This is a genomic window from Methylobacterium sp. Leaf113 (assembly GCF_001423325.1).
Lineage (GTDB): Bacteria > Pseudomonadota > Alphaproteobacteria > Rhizobiales > Beijerinckiaceae > Methylobacterium.
Genome location: NZ_LMNJ01000012.1, coordinates 223047 through 237477 on the forward strand (window position 1 = coordinate 223047; position 14431 = coordinate 237477).

Annotated in this window: 11 protein-coding genes; 1 reads left to right on the forward strand and 10 read right to left on the reverse strand. The window is 69.2% G+C overall.

Annotated features, from left to right (window positions below):
* Nucleotides 1-23: 23 nt before the first annotated feature.
* From ASF60_RS10195 to ASF60_RS10210, 4 genes are all read right to left on the reverse strand, one after another.
* Complete coding sequence (locus ASF60_RS10195) at nt 24-701, reverse strand: HAD-IA family hydrolase (protein ID WP_056184006.1); 678 nt, start codon at nt 699-701, stop codon at nt 24-26.
* A gap of 30 nt (nt 702-731) precedes the next feature.
* A complete protein-coding gene (locus ASF60_RS10200) occupies nt 732-1208 on the reverse strand; it encodes a hypothetical protein (RefSeq protein ID WP_082507869.1) in 477 nt (158 codons plus the stop codon).
* A gap of 175 nt (nt 1209-1383) precedes the next feature.
* Complete coding sequence (locus ASF60_RS10205) at nt 1384-2814, reverse strand: RluA family pseudouridine synthase (protein ID WP_056184009.1); 1431 nt, start codon at nt 2812-2814, stop codon at nt 1384-1386.
* Nucleotides 2815-2904: 90 nt separating this feature from the next.
* Nucleotides 2905-4152 carry an Hsp70 family protein gene (locus tag ASF60_RS10210; protein WP_056184336.1) on the reverse strand — a complete coding sequence of 416 codons (1248 nt, stop codon included), beginning with the start codon at nt 4150-4152 and terminating at the stop codon, nt 2905-2907.
* Nucleotides 4153-4784: 632 nt separating this feature from the next.
* On the opposite strand from ASF60_RS10210, the gene ASF60_RS10215 reads away from it, so the two are divergent.
* Entirely contained in the window at nt 4785-6908 is a 2124-nt protein-coding gene (locus tag ASF60_RS10215; protein WP_244478384.1) for a putative bifunctional diguanylate cyclase/phosphodiesterase, read from the forward strand.
* A gap of 63 nt (nt 6909-6971) precedes the next feature.
* Here ASF60_RS10215 and ASF60_RS10220 read toward each other — a convergent pair whose 3' ends face one another.
* The 6 genes from ASF60_RS10220 to ASF60_RS10245 all read right to left on the reverse strand — a co-directional run bounded on the left by ASF60_RS10220 (nt 6972) and on the right by ASF60_RS10245 (nt 14418).
* Entirely contained in the window at nt 6972-8468 is a 1497-nt protein-coding gene (locus ASF60_RS10220; RefSeq protein WP_056184012.1) for a carboxypeptidase M32, read from the reverse strand.
* Nucleotides 8469-8699: 231 nt separating this feature from the next.
* A complete protein-coding gene (locus tag ASF60_RS10225) occupies nt 8700-10016 on the reverse strand; it encodes a replication-associated recombination protein A (protein WP_056184340.1) in 1317 nt (438 codons plus the stop codon).
* Nucleotides 10017-10107: 91 nt separating this feature from the next.
* A complete protein-coding gene (locus tag ASF60_RS10230; protein WP_056184014.1) occupies nt 10108-11586 on the reverse strand; it encodes a Do family serine endopeptidase in 1479 nt (492 codons plus the stop codon).
* A gap of 121 nt (nt 11587-11707) precedes the next feature.
* Complete coding sequence (locus ASF60_RS10235) at nt 11708-12415, reverse strand: hypothetical protein (protein WP_056184017.1); 708 nt, start codon at nt 12413-12415, stop codon at nt 11708-11710.
* Between the two features lie 259 nt (nt 12416-12674).
* The gene (locus ASF60_RS10240) at nt 12675-13004 is read right to left on the reverse strand and encodes a phasin family protein (protein ID WP_244478385.1); all 330 of its coding nucleotides are present in this window, start codon (nt 13002-13004) and stop codon (nt 12675-12677) included.
* A 160-nt stretch (nt 13005-13164) separates the two neighbouring features.
* Complete coding sequence (locus tag ASF60_RS10245; protein ID WP_056184022.1) at nt 13165-14418, reverse strand: glycosyltransferase; 1254 nt, start codon at nt 14416-14418, stop codon at nt 13165-13167.
* Nucleotides 14419-14431: the final 13 nt, after the last annotated feature.

The following is a 14431-nucleotide window of genomic DNA, read 5'->3' on the forward strand; positions in this document are numbered from 1 at the left end:
TGCGAGACGCCGGTGCCGAAGGATCAGGCTGTCGCCGCTGTCGGATCGTGGAGCGTTCCGGTGAACAAGGCGCCGAGATCGTCCGTGGTGTCGACCACGATGGAGGCGCCCGCGCCGAAGAGGGCGCCGACCGGATGATAGCCCCAGCCGACACCGACCGCCGCCACGCCTGCGCTCACCGCCATCGCCATGTCATAGGTGGTGTCTCCGATCATCACCGTGGCGCCCGGCTCGGAGCCGGTGTCCGTCATGGCCTGGAGAAGCATCGCCGGGTCCGGTTTCGAGGGGGCGTCGTCGGCGCTCTGGGTTGTGGCGAACCAGCCCTTCCAGCCATGGGTGTCGATCAGCCGATCGACGCCGCGCCGCGCCTTGCCGGTTGCGATGCCGAGTTGCACGTCGTCGCGGGCATGCAGGCGGGTGAGAAGGTCGCCCATGCCGGGAAACAGCGGCTCCTCGTAGTTCGGATCGAGGCGCAGGATATTGAAGGCGCGCTTATAGCTCTCCGACAGACCCTCGATCGGGCCATCCTCGCCGACGAGGCGTCGAAACGCCTGCGGCAGGGACAAGCCGACCACGGAGAGTGATTCGGTGCGGCTCGGGGCCGTCAGGCCGTGCTCGGCGAAGGCCATGCCCTGCGCGGCTACGATCAGATGTTGGCTGTCGACCAGGGTTCCGTCGACGTCGAAGACGATGAGCTTCACGGGATCGGGCTCGTGCTGCGGACGATCTGATTAAGGCTGCCGGTTGGGCTGGGACTGGCCATTGCGGGGCCGATCGTAGCCGAGCTTGCAGCGGACGAGGAATCGGCGCCGAGCCCCGCCGCGCAAGCCGCGCGTGTGCGAAATGCGGTTGCACGCCGCATAGGACCGCCGACGGGGCCGGCTGGCCTGTTGCGCCGTGCCGCGCCCCGCCGATGCCCCGGCCGGCTGACTGGGCGCCGCGGAGCGCAAGCCCTGGCCCTGAGGCTGAGCAGCGGGGGGCGATTGCGGCTGCGCCGGCTGCAATCCTTGGGGTTGTTGAGGCGTGGCCGGGTTCTGAAGTGGCGCCTGGGCCTGGGGTGCCATCTGGGACGGCGCCCTGGTCTGCGCCGGCGGGGCGGCCTGCGCAAAGACCTTGCTGTCGTATGCGCCGCCCACGGTGAACACCGAGAGGGCGAGGAGCGCGAAGCCGATCGCGTTGGCGGGCTTCAGGATCGTGTCTCGAGGCATCGTGGCGCGCCGGTCCTTGGCCGGCGGCGAGGCGCCGAGCCGGGCTGTGTCGAAGAGGATAGGCCCTGGCGGGCGCTTGCCAAGGTGCAACGTGGCAAGGTTCAACACGCGTGCCCTCCCCGTTCTGGCCTTGCCGGCGCATTCTGCCCCGGCATCGGACGTCGGGATCGTGGGCTCAGGCTTCGGGGGCCTCGACGATCGGATCGTAGCGGGACGCGTCGAATCCAAGGAGGTTCCAGCTCTGCGCCATATGCGGTGGAAGCGGAGCCGTGACGTCGACGGGCTTGCCCGTGCGCGGATGGGGAATCACGATTCGGCGTGCGAGAAGATGCAGGCGATTCTGGATTCCGCCGGGCAATTCCCAGTTCTCGATGCTGAAGTATTTCGGATCGCCGACGATGGGATGGCCGATATGGGCTGCATGGGCGCGCAGCTGGTGGGTGCGTCCGGTCACCGGCTTCAGCGACAGCCAGGACAGCTTCTGGGCCGCGTTGTCGACCATGGCGTAGTAAGTCAGCGCGTGCGCAGCCCCCTCGTCGCCATGCTTGGCCACCCGCATCCGTGCATCGGCGTCCGTGGGCTCTTCCTTGGCGAGATAGGTGGAGATGCGACCCTGCGGCACGCGCGGAACCCCGGCGGTGAGAGCCCAGTAGACCTTGCGGGCCGAGCGCGAGCGGAAGCTTTTCGCCAGGGTGGCGGCGGCGAGCCGCGTCTTGGCGACGATGAGGCAGCCGGCGGTGTCCTTGTCGAGGCGGTGGACCAGGCGCGGCTTCTGGCCGTCCTTGCCCGTCAGTGCCTCCAAGAGGCCGTCCACGTGCCGCACGGTTCCGGAGCCACCCTGCACCGCGAGGCCGAAAGGCTTGTTGAGGATCATCATCTCGGCATCCTCGTAGAGGATGAGCGAGCGGATGAAATCGGCATCGGTGGCATCCCGCGCGGCAGAGCGCGGGCGCTCGCCCTGCGCCTCCAGCTTGAGGGGCGGCACGCGCACGCTCATGCCCGGCTCCAGCCGGTCGTTGGGTTTGGCACGCTTGCCATCGACCCGAAGTTCGCCCTTGCGGACGATGCTCTGGACGCGGGTGAAGGGCAGTTGCGGGAAACGAGTGGTCAGGAAGCGATCGATCCGCATGCCGGCCTCGTCCTCGTCCACGGTCAGCGTCTGAACGCCGGAGGCCAGCGTGGCGGAGGCCGCCGCGCGCTGCTCGCGCCGGGTCGGCCCCTCGGTGACGAGCGCGCCGCCGCGCGCCGTGGCCTCGGCCCGGCGCGGAGGCGTCGCCGCCGCGTCATCCGCCCGTTCGGTGCGTGGGCGGCGGACCCGGCGGGGTGCCTCGTCGATCGCCTCGAACGGCTCCGGCGCGGCATCGGCGCGGTCGCGCGGCTCCTGCCCGGGGCGCCAGGGCGCGTGCTTGGCGGCGGCGTCGCCCCGCCCCTGCGCGGCGCGCTGCGCGGCGTCGAGGGCGCTGGTGCGGGGGCCCGTCCGCTCGCGCTCCGGCCGGATGAAGGCGCCCGGCTTGCCGGGGCGGCCGGGGCGGCCTGCTGGGCCGCTGCGGCTCGGCCCGGCGCCCTTGCGCCCGGATCCCCCGCGTGATGGTGGTCGTGTGGTCATGGCCTGCTCGTATCACCGGCCAGCCTCGCGACAAAGCGCGGGTCGGTCGGGTTTTGTCGCGGAGGGATTCTCGCGTGGGCGACGTCCCGTTCAGGCCGCGCGCCGCGCCGCCTCGATGGTCAAGCCAGTCCCAACCGACCCGAAGGTGTCACCATCGACCACGCGGGCGTTCGGCACGCACGCGGTCAGGGCCGCACGGACATGGGGCAAGCCCGTCGAGCCGCCCGTGAGGAAGAGCGCATCGATGCGGTCGGCGGTCAAGCCGGCCTGCGCGAGGCAGCGTCCGATGCGCTCGGCGATGCGCCGGGCAAGCTCGTCGGTATGACGGACGAGTCCCGACCGATCGATCTCGGCCCGGAGCCCGGCCTCGACCCAATCGAGGTCGACCCGGCCCTCGCCGTCTTCGGAGGTCGCGATCTTGGCGCCCTCTACTTCCATGGCCAGGGAATGACCGCGCTCGGCCTCCACCACGGTGTGGAGCCGCGCCAGGAGATCGGGGCGGCGGGCGTCGCGGCGCACCTCCTCGATCTCCCGCAGGGTCTTGGCGTTGTAGAGGCGGTTGATGCTCGACCAGGTGGCGAGGTCGTGGAAATAGCCGGTCGGCACGTCGAGATCGCCCCGGTTCATGGCGCTGCCCAGGCCGAGCAGGGGCATCACGGTTCCGAGGCTGAGGCGACGATCGAAATCGGTACCGCCGATGCGCACGCCGTCATTGGCCAGGATGTCGTCGCTGCGCTCGCGCTTGGCATGCCGTTCCGGCGACAGGCGCACGATCGAGAAATCCGAGGTGCCGCCCCCGATATCCGCGATCAGGGCGATCTCCTCCGCGCGCACCTGCTGCTCGTAGTCGAGGGCCGCCGCGATCGGTTCGAACTGGAACGAGACGTGACGGAAGCCGATGCTGGTTGCGATCTCCCGCAGGGCGTCCTCGGCCCGGGCGTCGCCCTCCGGATCGCCGTCGACAAAGTGGACCGGGCGGCCGTGCACCACGGTGTCGAGGGACTGGCCGCTCGCCGCCTCCGCGCGGGCCTTCACGGCGCTGAGATAGCGTCCGATCACGTCGCGGAACTTGATGCGCTCGCGCCCGACCGGCGTGGTTTCCTCGAGCAGCGACGAACCGAGCACCGATTTGAGGCTTCGCATCAGCCGGCCCGGCGTGCCCTCCACGTACTCGGCCATGGCAGCGCGCCCGACGAAGGGCGGCTGTCCCGGCGGAAAGAAGATCGCGCTGGGGATCGTCACATGGCGCCCTTCGAGGGGCATGAGCTGCGGACGCTGCCCGGTCACGAGGCCGAGGGTGGTGTTCGAGGTACCGAAGTCGAGGCCGCAGGCCGCCATGATGGTCTCCGGCATCAGCGCTGGATGATAGGGCCGGCTCCCCTACAGGCTGGCTCCCGCGAGGTCCATGAGTTTTGTGCAGTGCGGCCGTGCCGGACCCGAGCCCTCCGGTGCGCGCGCGCGCGCCGCGCGACGGGAGCGCCGATTCGCCAGAGGGGCATGTCGATCACGAATTGGTGAAGTGCGGCTGTGTTCGAGCCCGCCGATGAGGTTCTGCCAGTGGATCGTATGGCCGGACGGTGCGGTGGTGCGGATTCGCGACGCCAGTCGAGGCAAGTGCATCGTCATCGAACCTTCAGGTCGTCGCGGACGGCGCGGAATCGGCTTGTCGGCCCGTGCCGAATTCTCGGCGTACGGCACCCGGACCTCATGGCATAGTACTATCATCTTGCCAGCTGCTATTGTCGTTTTTGGCAAATATAGACAATATAATCTAGGGTTGTGGGGTTTGTATTTCAGAATATCAAGCAACAAAAATCATGATTTAGAGAAAATTCAATTGTTTGAAGCACAGCGTCGGGTCTGGTCAGCACGGCATCCCAGGCGTCCGACGCTCAGGGGGCATGAGCTCTGAAGGGTCGTGCGTAACGGCTGCCGGAATGGCGGATCGTGAGGCTCGGATTCCGGGTGGGATGAAAACGATGACGGGCTGTCCGATTCTCGCAAAAGTACCGCCCGGCACCGCCATGCCGCTCGAACCTCTCGACTTCGAGCGCATGTTCGACGTCCTTCCGGTCGGCGCCATGACGTGCAACCTCGACACCTTCGAAATCGACTACGCTAATCCGTGCTCGATCGCCCTGCTTCAATCGATCCGTGAGACGCTCGGGTTCGATCCGGAGACCATCGTGGGCACCTCGATCGACGTGTTTCACCGGGATCCGCTTCACCAGCGCACGCTTCTGTCGGATTCGGGGCGGCTGCCGCACAAGGCGCGGATCTGCTTCGGACAGGAATGGCTCGACCTGCATATCCATCCCCTGCCCGACTCGACGGAACGGGTCAGCCGAGCCCTGCTGGTCTGGGCCATCGCAACCGCGGAGGTCGCCAAGGAACAGGAGGAATATCGCCTGCTGCGCATGATCGACGACATGCCGGTGGCGGTGATGACGGTCGATCCCGTCACCTTCAACATCTCCTACCTCAACGAGACCTCGAAGCGGACGTTGGGGCAGATCAAGGATCTGCTGCCGATCAAGCCGTCCGAGTTGCTCGGGGCCTCGATCGACGTCTTCCATCGCCATCCGCACCACCAGCGCCAGCTCCTGGCCGACCCCGCCAACCTTCCCCATCACGCCCGGATCAAGCTCGGGTCCGAGGTGCTGGACCTTCAGGTCTCGGCGGTGACGGGAACGGATGGTGTCTATCTCGGCCCGATGCTGACCTGGTCGGTGATCACCAAGCAGGTTGCAGCAGAAGCCCGGATTCAGCAGCTGGCGCATTTCGACACGCTCACCGCCCTGGCCAACCGCAACACCTTCCGCGAGCATCTCAAGGCCTGCCTCGCACGTCCCGATCCCAAGCTGGGCCTGCTGTTCATCGATCTCGACGGCTTCAAGTTCGTCAACGATTCCCACGGCCATCTTGTCGGAGACACGTTGCTGATCCGGGTGGCGGATCGGCTCAGGGCCTGCTGCGGACGCCCCGGAACCATGGTCGCGCGCCTGGGCGGCGATGAGTTCGCCATCCTGATCGCCGAGGCTGGCATCGAGGAGGCGCGGGACGTCGCCAGGACCCTGCTCCTCGAGATCGTCGCGCCCTATCAGATCGAGGCCGAACGCCGGCTCGAGATCGGCGCCTCGATCGGCGTGGCGGCGGCGCCGGAGCACGGAACCGATTCCGAGATCCTGCTGTCGCGGGCCGACATGGCGCTCTATGCCGCCAAGGCGGCCGGCAAGAAGACCTTCCGGGTGTTCACACCCGAACTGGAGACGCGGGTGCACGAGCGCGTGCGCCTCGAAGGCAAGCTGCGTGCGGCGCTCGCGCAGGCCGACAGCCTGTTCCTGTTCTACCAGCCGATCACCGACATCGCGACCGGACGGGTCACGGCGCGCGAAGGCCTCATCCGCTGGCATCATCGGACGCGGGGCTGGATTTCACCCGCCGAGTTCATCCCGGTCGCCGAGGAGAGCGGACTGATCGACGAACTCGGCATCTGGATCCTCAATCGCGCCTGCCGGGACGCCGCGTCCTGGGACGACGACGCGCGGGTCGCCGTCAATGTCTCGGCCAAGCAGCTCGGCAAGGGCACCCTCGCGTCGAACATCCTGGCGGCGCTCGTCGGTGCCGGCCTGGAGCCGAGCCGCCTGGAAATCGAGATCACCGAGAGTGCCCTGCTCGCCGATGAGCTCGACTGCCTCGCGGATCTGCGTCGCGTCCGCGATCTCGGCGTCCGGGTGGCGCTCGACGATTTCGGAACCGGGTTCTCGTCGCTGGCGCATCTGCGCTCCTTCCCCTTCGATAAGATCAAGATCGATGGGTCGTTCGTGCAGGATGCGGTGCAGCGTCCTGAATGCGCGGCGATCGTCGGGGTCGTCGCCGATCTCGGCCGCCGCCTCGGCGTCACCACCGTGGCCGAGGGGGTCGAAACCCAGGCCCATCTCGATCTCGTCACGGCCGAGGGCTGCACGGAGGTCCAGGGCTACCTGCTCGGTCGTCCCGTGCCCTCCGCGCGCGATGCCGCGACCATCGCGGCGCTGAACCGGCAGGCGGCCCTGCATCGGCCGACGTCCCAGGTCCGGGCGATCGCGTCGTAACGGACTCGGAGCCACCCGCCTGCGGCGATGATGCCGCCTCTGCACGCCGCTGTCACCGGAATGTCAGGACTCTCCGAGGTAGCGGTGATGCAGGTGGCGCGTGAAGTCCGCGGCGCTCAGCGGACGTCCGGTCGCGGCCAGGAGCATTTCATCGGTCTCCAGCAGACTGGCCCGCGCGTGCACACTCTCGCGCAGCCAGCTGCGCAAATCCGTGAAGTCGCCGACGGCGAGGCCGGTCAGGATGCCCGGCGCCGCCTCGCAGGCGGCCCGGAACAACTGCGCCGCAGCCATGGCGCCGAGGGTGTAGGTCGGGAAGTAGCCGAAGCTCCCGCTCGGCCAGTGGATGTCCTGGAGGCAGCCCTGGCGGTCGTCCGGCACGGTCAGGCCGAGGAGATCCCGCAGGCCGTCGTTGAAGGCACCGGGCAGGTCGTTCACCGCGAGGTCGCCCGCGATCATCGCGGTTTCGAGGTCGTAGCGCAGCAGGATATGCGCCGGATACGTGACCTCGTCGGCATCGACCCGGATGAAGCCTGGCTCGACCCGTGTGTAGAGCCCGTGGAGATTCTCGGCGGTCCAGGCCGGCCCATCCCCGCCGAAGGCTTCCCGCAGGACGGGGGCGAGGAAGCTGCAGAACGCGAACGAGCGGCAGGCCTGCATCTCCACCAGCAACGATTGGCTCTCGTGCAGGGTCATGCCCCTGGCAGTGCCTACCGGCTGATGGCGCCACGCGGCGGGGAGGCCCTGCTCGTAGAGGGCGTGCCCGGTCTCGTGCAGCACGCCCATCAGAGCGCGAGACGCATCGTCGCTGTCGTAGCGGGTGGTGATCCGCACGTCGTCGGCCGCGCCCCCGCAGAACGGATGCAGGCTCACGTCGAGGCGGCCGCGGGTCATGTCGAAGCCGACGGCCTGCATCAGGCGCTGCCCGATCGCCGCCTGCGTCTCCACCGGGAACGGACCCGGCAGCGGCAGCGGTGCCGGGCCGGAGGCCTGACGGGCGCGGACCGCTTCGATCAGGCCCGGCAGCGTCGCGCGCAGATCCGCGAACAGGGGATCGATGGTGGCGCGGCGCATGCCGGGATCGTAGCCGTCGAGGAGGGCGTCGTAGGAATCGAGGCCCAGCGCCGCCCCCTTGGCTGCACCGACCGCGCGCTGCAGGCGCAGGGTCTCGGCGAGGGCGGGCGCCAGCTGCCCGAAATCGGACTGCGCGCGGGCCTCGCGCCAGATCATCCCGGAGCGCGAGGAAGCCTTGGAGCTTGCCGCCACGAGGTCGGCCGGGACCGCCGAGGCATGGAGATAGGCGCGGCGCATCTCGCGCAGGTTCGCCCCTTCCCAGGGGTCGAGGTGCTGGCGCTCGTCATGGGCCTGGTCGATCAGGTCGCCGGTCTGCGACGCGGTGAGGATCTCGTGGGCGATGACCGAGAGCTGCGCCAACTGCTCGGCCCGCCCGTCCGCCGCACCGGCCGGCATCAGGGTCTGGCGATCCCAGTGGAGGATGCCGGCCGCGTCGCCGAGAGCGCCGAGGCGGGCAAAACGTGCGGTGAGGGTGTGGTAGGCCTGCATGGGTGGTGTCTTCGAACCTGTGAGCGTTCGCGGATCGGTTTCGCCCTCCAGCCTTCATCCCTCCCGGCCGCGCTGTCCAGCGGCCGCGCTGGCAACCGCTGGAGGTGTGGGGCAGCGGGTCGGCTCACAGCAGCCCGTATCCGCGGCAGAGCGCGACGGCCATCCACCGCTGGGTCACCCTCCGCTGGGTCATACTCGGCTTGACCATGCTCCGCCGGGCCTGCCGGCGGTTCAGTCTTCGTCGGCGCGGCGCTGGCGGCGCAGATCCTCCCAATGGGCCAGGCGGTCGCCGTAGCGCTGCTCCATGCCCCGGTCGGTGGGCGCGTAGAAGTGCTGGCGCCCGAGCTTCTCGGGCCAGTAATCCTGGCCCGAGAACGCGTCCGGCTCGTCGTGGTCGTAGCGGTAGCCCTCGCCGTAGCCGATCTTGCGCATCAGCTTGGTCGATCCGTTGAGGATGGTGCGAGGCGGCGGCAGGGAGCCGTGCTCCTTGGCCACCCGGGTGGCGGCCTTGTAGGCGTTGTAGACCGCGTTCGATTTCGGCGCGCAGGCGAGATAGACCGTGACCTGGGCCAGAGCCAGCTCGCCCTCGGGCGAGCCCAGGAAATCGAAGGCGTCCTTCGCCGCGGTGGCCACCACCAGGGCCTGCGGGTCGGCGAGCCCGATATCCTCCAACGCCATGCGCACGAGGCGGCGGGCGATGAACAGGCGGTCCTCACCCCCGTCGAGCATCCGGCAGAGATAATACAAGGCCGCGTCGGGGTCTGAGCCCCGCACGGTCTTATGCAGGGCGCTGATGAGGTTGTAGTGCCCCTCCTGGGACTTGTCGTAGATCGGCGCCCGCCGCTGAATGATCGCCTGCAACTGCTCCGCGTCGAACACCTCCTCCGGTTTCGCCGAGCGCCAGACCTCCTCGGCCAGGGTCAGGGCCGCGCGGCCATCCCCGTCGGCCATGCGGACGAGCACGCCGCGCGCCTCCTCGTCCAGGGGGAGCGGCTGCCCCGTCAGAGCTTCCGCGCGGATCAGCAGCTTGGCGATGGCGGCATCGTCCAGCGCCCGGAACAGCAGCACGCGGGCACGGGAGAGCAGCGCGGCGTTCAGCTCGAAGGACGGGTTCTCGGTGGTGGCGCCTACCAGCGTCACCGTGCCGTCCTCCATCACGGGCAGGAAGGCGTCGAGCTGCGCCCGGTTGAACCGGTGGATCTCATCCACGAAGAGCAGCGTGCCCCGTCCCATGGCCCGGCGCCCGCGCGCCGCGTCGAAGACTTTCCGAAGTTCGGCGATGCCGGAGAAGATCGCCGAGATCTGTTCGAAATGCAGGTCGGTCTCGTGCGCGAGCAGGCGCGCCACGGTGGTCTTACCGGTGCCGGGCGGCCCCCAGAACACCAGCGAGCCGAACGACCGGGCGTTGAGGAGGCGGGTCAGCGCTCCGTCCGGACCTGTCAGGTGCTCCTGGCCCACCACCTCGGCCAGGGTTTTCGGCCGCAGGGCATCGGCGAGGGGGCGGGGCGCGGCATGGGCGAGGCCGGCGGAGGCGAAGAGGTCGGACATGGGCGCATGAAGACGCGGGAGCCCGCCGCCCGCAACCGGGAAAATCATCCCCCCGGCAATCACCGCCCCCTGCCCCCCGGGACGCCGGGCGTCAGCCCCCGAACATCGACGTCATCACCTCGCCGCCGCGGTTGATCGAGACCTCCCACATGTTGAGGCTGTTGCGGGTGACCCGCTCCAGATCCTTCGTGGTGGCAATCGGCAGGCCGTTGATGGCGACGATCATGTCCCCCTTCTGCAGGCCGGCGCGGGCCGCGATCGAACCCTCATCGACGCCGGCGACCGCCACGCCCTCGGACGGGAAATCCACCTGGAGCTCTTCCGCCACGGCCGGCGAGGTGTTCACCAGGGTGGCGCCGAGGAAGGGCGACCGGGTCCGCACCTTCAGGGTGTCGCGCGGCCGGGTCTCCGGCGCCGGCCCGAGCTTGACGGCGATTGTCGAACGCCCGGTCCCGCGCAGGATGCCGAACTTGGTCTGGCCGGTGAGGCCCTTCAGGGCGAAGCGGTAGCCGAAGGCCTCCGGGTCGTCGACGACCTTGCCGTCCACGGTCAGGATGAGGTCGCCGCGCTTCAGGCCGGCCTCCTCGGCCGGGCTCTTCGGCTGCAGGCTCGCCACCAGGACGCCCGTCGGATGGTCGAGGCCCATGCTCTCGGCGATGTCGGGCGTCACGCTCTGTACGCGCGCGCCGAGCCAGGGGCGGCGCACGGCGGTGGCGCCGCCCTTGGCGGTCTCGACCACGGCCCGGACCATGCTCGCCGGGATCGCGAAGCCGATGCCGTGGCTGCCGCCCGATTGCGAGTAGATCGCGGTGTTGATGCCGACGAGCTGTCCCTGAAGATCGACCAGGGCCCCGCCGGAATTGCCTGGATTGATAGCGGCGTCGGTCTGAATGAAGAACTGATAGTCCGAGGAGCCGACCTGCGTGCGCGCCAGGGCCGAAACGATACCCTGCGTCACGGTCTGGCCGACACCGAACGGATTGCCGATCGCCATGACGAAATCGCCGACCTCGAGGGCTTCGGAATCGCCGAAGGCCATGGGGATCAGGCCGCCGGTCGGGTTCTTGATCTTGACCACGGCGAGGTCGGTGCGCGGATCGCGCAGCACGATGGTGGCCTCGAACTCGCGCCGGTCGGCGAGCGAGACCCGCACCTCGTTCATGTTCTCGATGACATGATTGTTGGTGATGACGAGGCCGGACTCGTCGACGATCACGCCGGATCCGAGCGACTTCTGGGCGCGCTCCCCGGGGGCTCCGCCGCGACCACGGCCGCCGTTCTCGCCGAAGAACCGGCGCATGAACTCGTCCATGGCGCTGCGGCTCTGACCGCGCGTCTCCACGTGCGAGGCGTAGACATTCACCACCGAGGGCGCGGCCCGTTTGACCACGGGCGCGAAGGAGAGCTGCACCTGCCCCTTGGCGAGGGGCGCTACCTTGTCGGGAAGCGCTTTGTCCGGGGACGCCTTCTCGGCAGACCCCTCCGGCGTCTTCATCATCTGCGCCGAGGCCGGCGCGGCGGCGAGCGTCGCGGTCAGCACCGGGACGAGCAGAAGGGACGAACGCGGCATGGACAACTCCCGGGGACCTGGCGTCGCAGCCATGCCCCGGTCTGGGACGTGGCCGCGACGGATGCCGGGATATCTAGACGGGTCGGGCCGGCGGCGCGAGGGGCGCCGCGTCCGGGGACGTTCAGCGCCGGACGATCGCGGCGGTGAGACGGCTGGTCCGCCGGGCGAGTGCCGCGAAGCAGCTCAGCGAGGCATCGGCCGCCCGCTGCATCTCGGAAACCTGCAGGCGGATCGCATCGGCCGGAGTCGCAGCGCCCGAGAGCGCCTTCAGATGCGCCATGGCGGCCACGCTCTCCCCGCGCAGATAGGCGAGAACCGTGGTGTTCACCTCGCCCACCTCACCCATCAGCTCCGTCAATCGGGGCGGCGTGATCGCTCCGGTCGTCGTTGGCGGGCTCGCCACGGCGGGGATCGGGGCCAGTGCGGGAGGGGTCGACGGTGCGTCGGTCGCCTCGGGAAGGGTCTGCCTCACGGTCTCGACCGTTTCGGTCGCCACCGCGACCGTCTCACGGGCGATCCGGGCCGGCTCGGGCGCCTCCTCCGGGACCACCGTGAGATCGTCCGAGAGAGGCGCGGCCTCGGCCCCGTCGCCGGGGGATTGCGTGGATGTCGGCTCGGGCGCAGGCTCAAGCTCGGGCTCGTTGCGACCCGATCCGCCCTCGCCCGCGTGGCTCGCCACCAGGGCCTCGGCCGAGACACCTTCCAGCAACGTTTCGTGAACCGACCCTGTGCCGGGCGACCGATCGTTGGTGTTGGCCGCAGCGGCCTCCGACCCCTGGGAGACCGGCACGAGGCCGGGCTTACCGTCGCCGCCGGTCACGGCCGCCACCGGGTCGGCGTCCTCGGCGTTCCTCGGTCCGCCCTCCTGAATTTCGGGGGAAGCCCCGGCCTTGTCTTGCCCGGGACTCTGATCTTTACCCGGACCCTGATTCTTGCCGTGCCCCTGAGGTGGCATCCTGCGCCGTCTCGACATGTCGCTGTCTCCTTGCCGCTCCGGGTCGATGATGAACCCGAAACGGGCCGGTGTCGCGCAGGCGTGTCGCGCAGAAGCCCCGCGCCGATGCCTGAGTTCGGGGCCGGATCGTCCCTCAGGCCGAGGGACGCAACGTGTTCTGGGCGAGGGCGCCGAGGTCCTTGGCCTGCGCCTGCAGCGTGGCGATCCGGCTGCGCAGGAATTCGCCTTGCAGCGCAAAGGCTTCGCGGAGGTCACGGGTGCGGACCAGCTTCTGGGCAAAGTCGAACGTCGCGGCCGCGTTTTCCTGAACCTGGTCGAGACCCTTGACGACGACCGTCTGCATCGATTCCTGCACCGACTTCGACGTGGTCTGCATCTGCTCTGCGGTCTTGATGGCGGTGCCGATGACATTGCCGACGGCGACCCGGGCCTCGTCGACGCTCTTCTCGGCGAGCGCGCGCATCTCGGTGGGGATCTCGAAGGTTTGACCGTTCATTGCGATACGCTCCAGAGTGCACCGAGTCGTTCGGTGCGCTGCGAGAGATTTATGTTGCGCCGCACCATTCAGGTCAATGGGTCTACGGCTGACAGGTGAAAAATTTTGCCGCTTTGCTGATCCGGGGTCACGAGGCCCGGATCGCACCGCGAAGACTTGGAACAGCGGTGCCCGGCACGGCGAGGATGCGTTCGTAGACACCGATCAGCGCGTCGGCATGCTTGGTCAGGGTCATGGGGCAGGACCAGTAGCCGGCATGCGCCGCCGCACCGAGGCGGGCGGTTCGGGTATCGTCGCGGAACAGCGCGGCGGCCCGCGCCAGGGTGTCCGGATCGGGCGAGACGGAACACCCGTTCACCCCGTCGATGACGGCATCGGATGCTCCGGAGCGATCGGAGGCGAGAACCGGAATGCCGTGGGCGAGAGCTTCGTAGACCGTGAGAGGGCCGGTCTCGTACCAGCGCGACGGCGCCGCGATGGCGCGGGCCCGCCGACGCAGCAGGGTCCAGACCGCTTCGGGAGCCTGCCAGCCGACGAGTTCGACGCCCGGCAGCGCGCGCAGTTCGTCCTCCAGGGGACCGGCCCCGATGAACAGGGCGGGCAGGCCGGCCGCCTGCGCGGCCTCCGCCACGAGGTCGGCACCCTTCTCCCGCGTCAGGCGACCGACATACGCGATGGCATCGCCCCGCGCCGGATCGGCCGGCGGCTGGCACTCAACCCGGACCGGGTTGTCGACCCGGTAATGGGTGACGTCCAACTCCTGAAGGAGGCCGCCCAGGCGCGCCACGCTCGCATCGCAGACATGGATGACAGCGAGCCGTCGGCGTTTCAGGGTCGCGCGCTGAGCCATCGAGCGACCCACCCGCACGAGCTTGTGCAGGCGGGTGCGGCCGTCACAGGGTGCTGCGATACAGGGGGCCGAGAGCGGTTTCAGGGTACAGGGCTCGGCCCGATCGAAGCGGTAATACACCCCGTTCGGACAGGCGAGGAAGTAGTCGTGCGCCGTCACCGCTACCGGTAGGTTGCGCGCGAACAGGATCGGAAACACGCTCGGCGACAGGCTGCGGGTCCATTGATGGAGATGGATCAGGTCCGGCCGCACCGGCAGGGCATCGAGGGCCGCCCCCAGGCGCGTGGCCGCCCCGGCGTCCCACAGGCCGCTGAATGCGGCCCTGTGCGCCGGTCGCGCCCAGATGTCCGTATTGCCGAGGGTGATGCGGCGGATTCGGGCATGGTCGAGGAGCGGATCCATCGGGCCATCGATGGCCTGGATGTAGGTGACGTCGATGCCGGCCTCGGCGAGGCCGCGCGCGGATTCGACCGCGACCTTTTCGGCGCCCCCGCTCGCCACCGCGAATTCGGCCAACACGACGATCTGCATGGCCCTGCCCCAG

Coding starts and splice junctions, on each gene's coding strand:
- ASF60_RS10200 (WP_082507869.1), bottom strand. CDS start 1,208: ATGCCTCGAGACACGATCCTGAAGCCCGCCAACGCGATCGGCTTCGCG.
- ASF60_RS10205 (WP_056184009.1), bottom strand. CDS start 2,814: ATGACCACACGACCACCATCACGCGGGGGATCCGGGCGCAAGGGCGCC.
- ASF60_RS10210 (WP_056184336.1), bottom strand. CDS start 4,152: ATGGCGGCCTGCGGCCTCGACTTCGGTACCTCGAACACCACCCTCGGC.
- ASF60_RS10215 (WP_244478384.1), top strand. CDS start 4,785: ATGAAAACGATGACGGGCTGTCCGATTCTCGCAAAAGTACCGCCCGGC.
- ASF60_RS10220 (WP_056184012.1), bottom strand. CDS start 8,468: ATGCAGGCCTACCACACCCTCACCGCACGTTTTGCCCGCCTCGGCGCT.
- ASF60_RS10225 (WP_056184340.1), bottom strand. CDS start 10,016: ATGTCCGACCTCTTCGCCTCCGCCGGCCTCGCCCATGCCGCGCCCCGC.
- ASF60_RS10230 (WP_056184014.1), bottom strand. CDS start 11,586: ATGCCGCGTTCGTCCCTTCTGCTCGTCCCGGTGCTGACCGCGACGCTC.
- ASF60_RS10240 (WP_244478385.1), bottom strand. CDS start 13,004: ATGCGCGCGCTCGCCGAGAAGAGCGTCGACGAGGCCCGGGTCGCCGTC.
- ASF60_RS10245 (WP_056184022.1), bottom strand. CDS start 14,418: ATGCAGATCGTCGTGTTGGCCGAATTCGCGGTGGCGAGCGGGGGCGCC.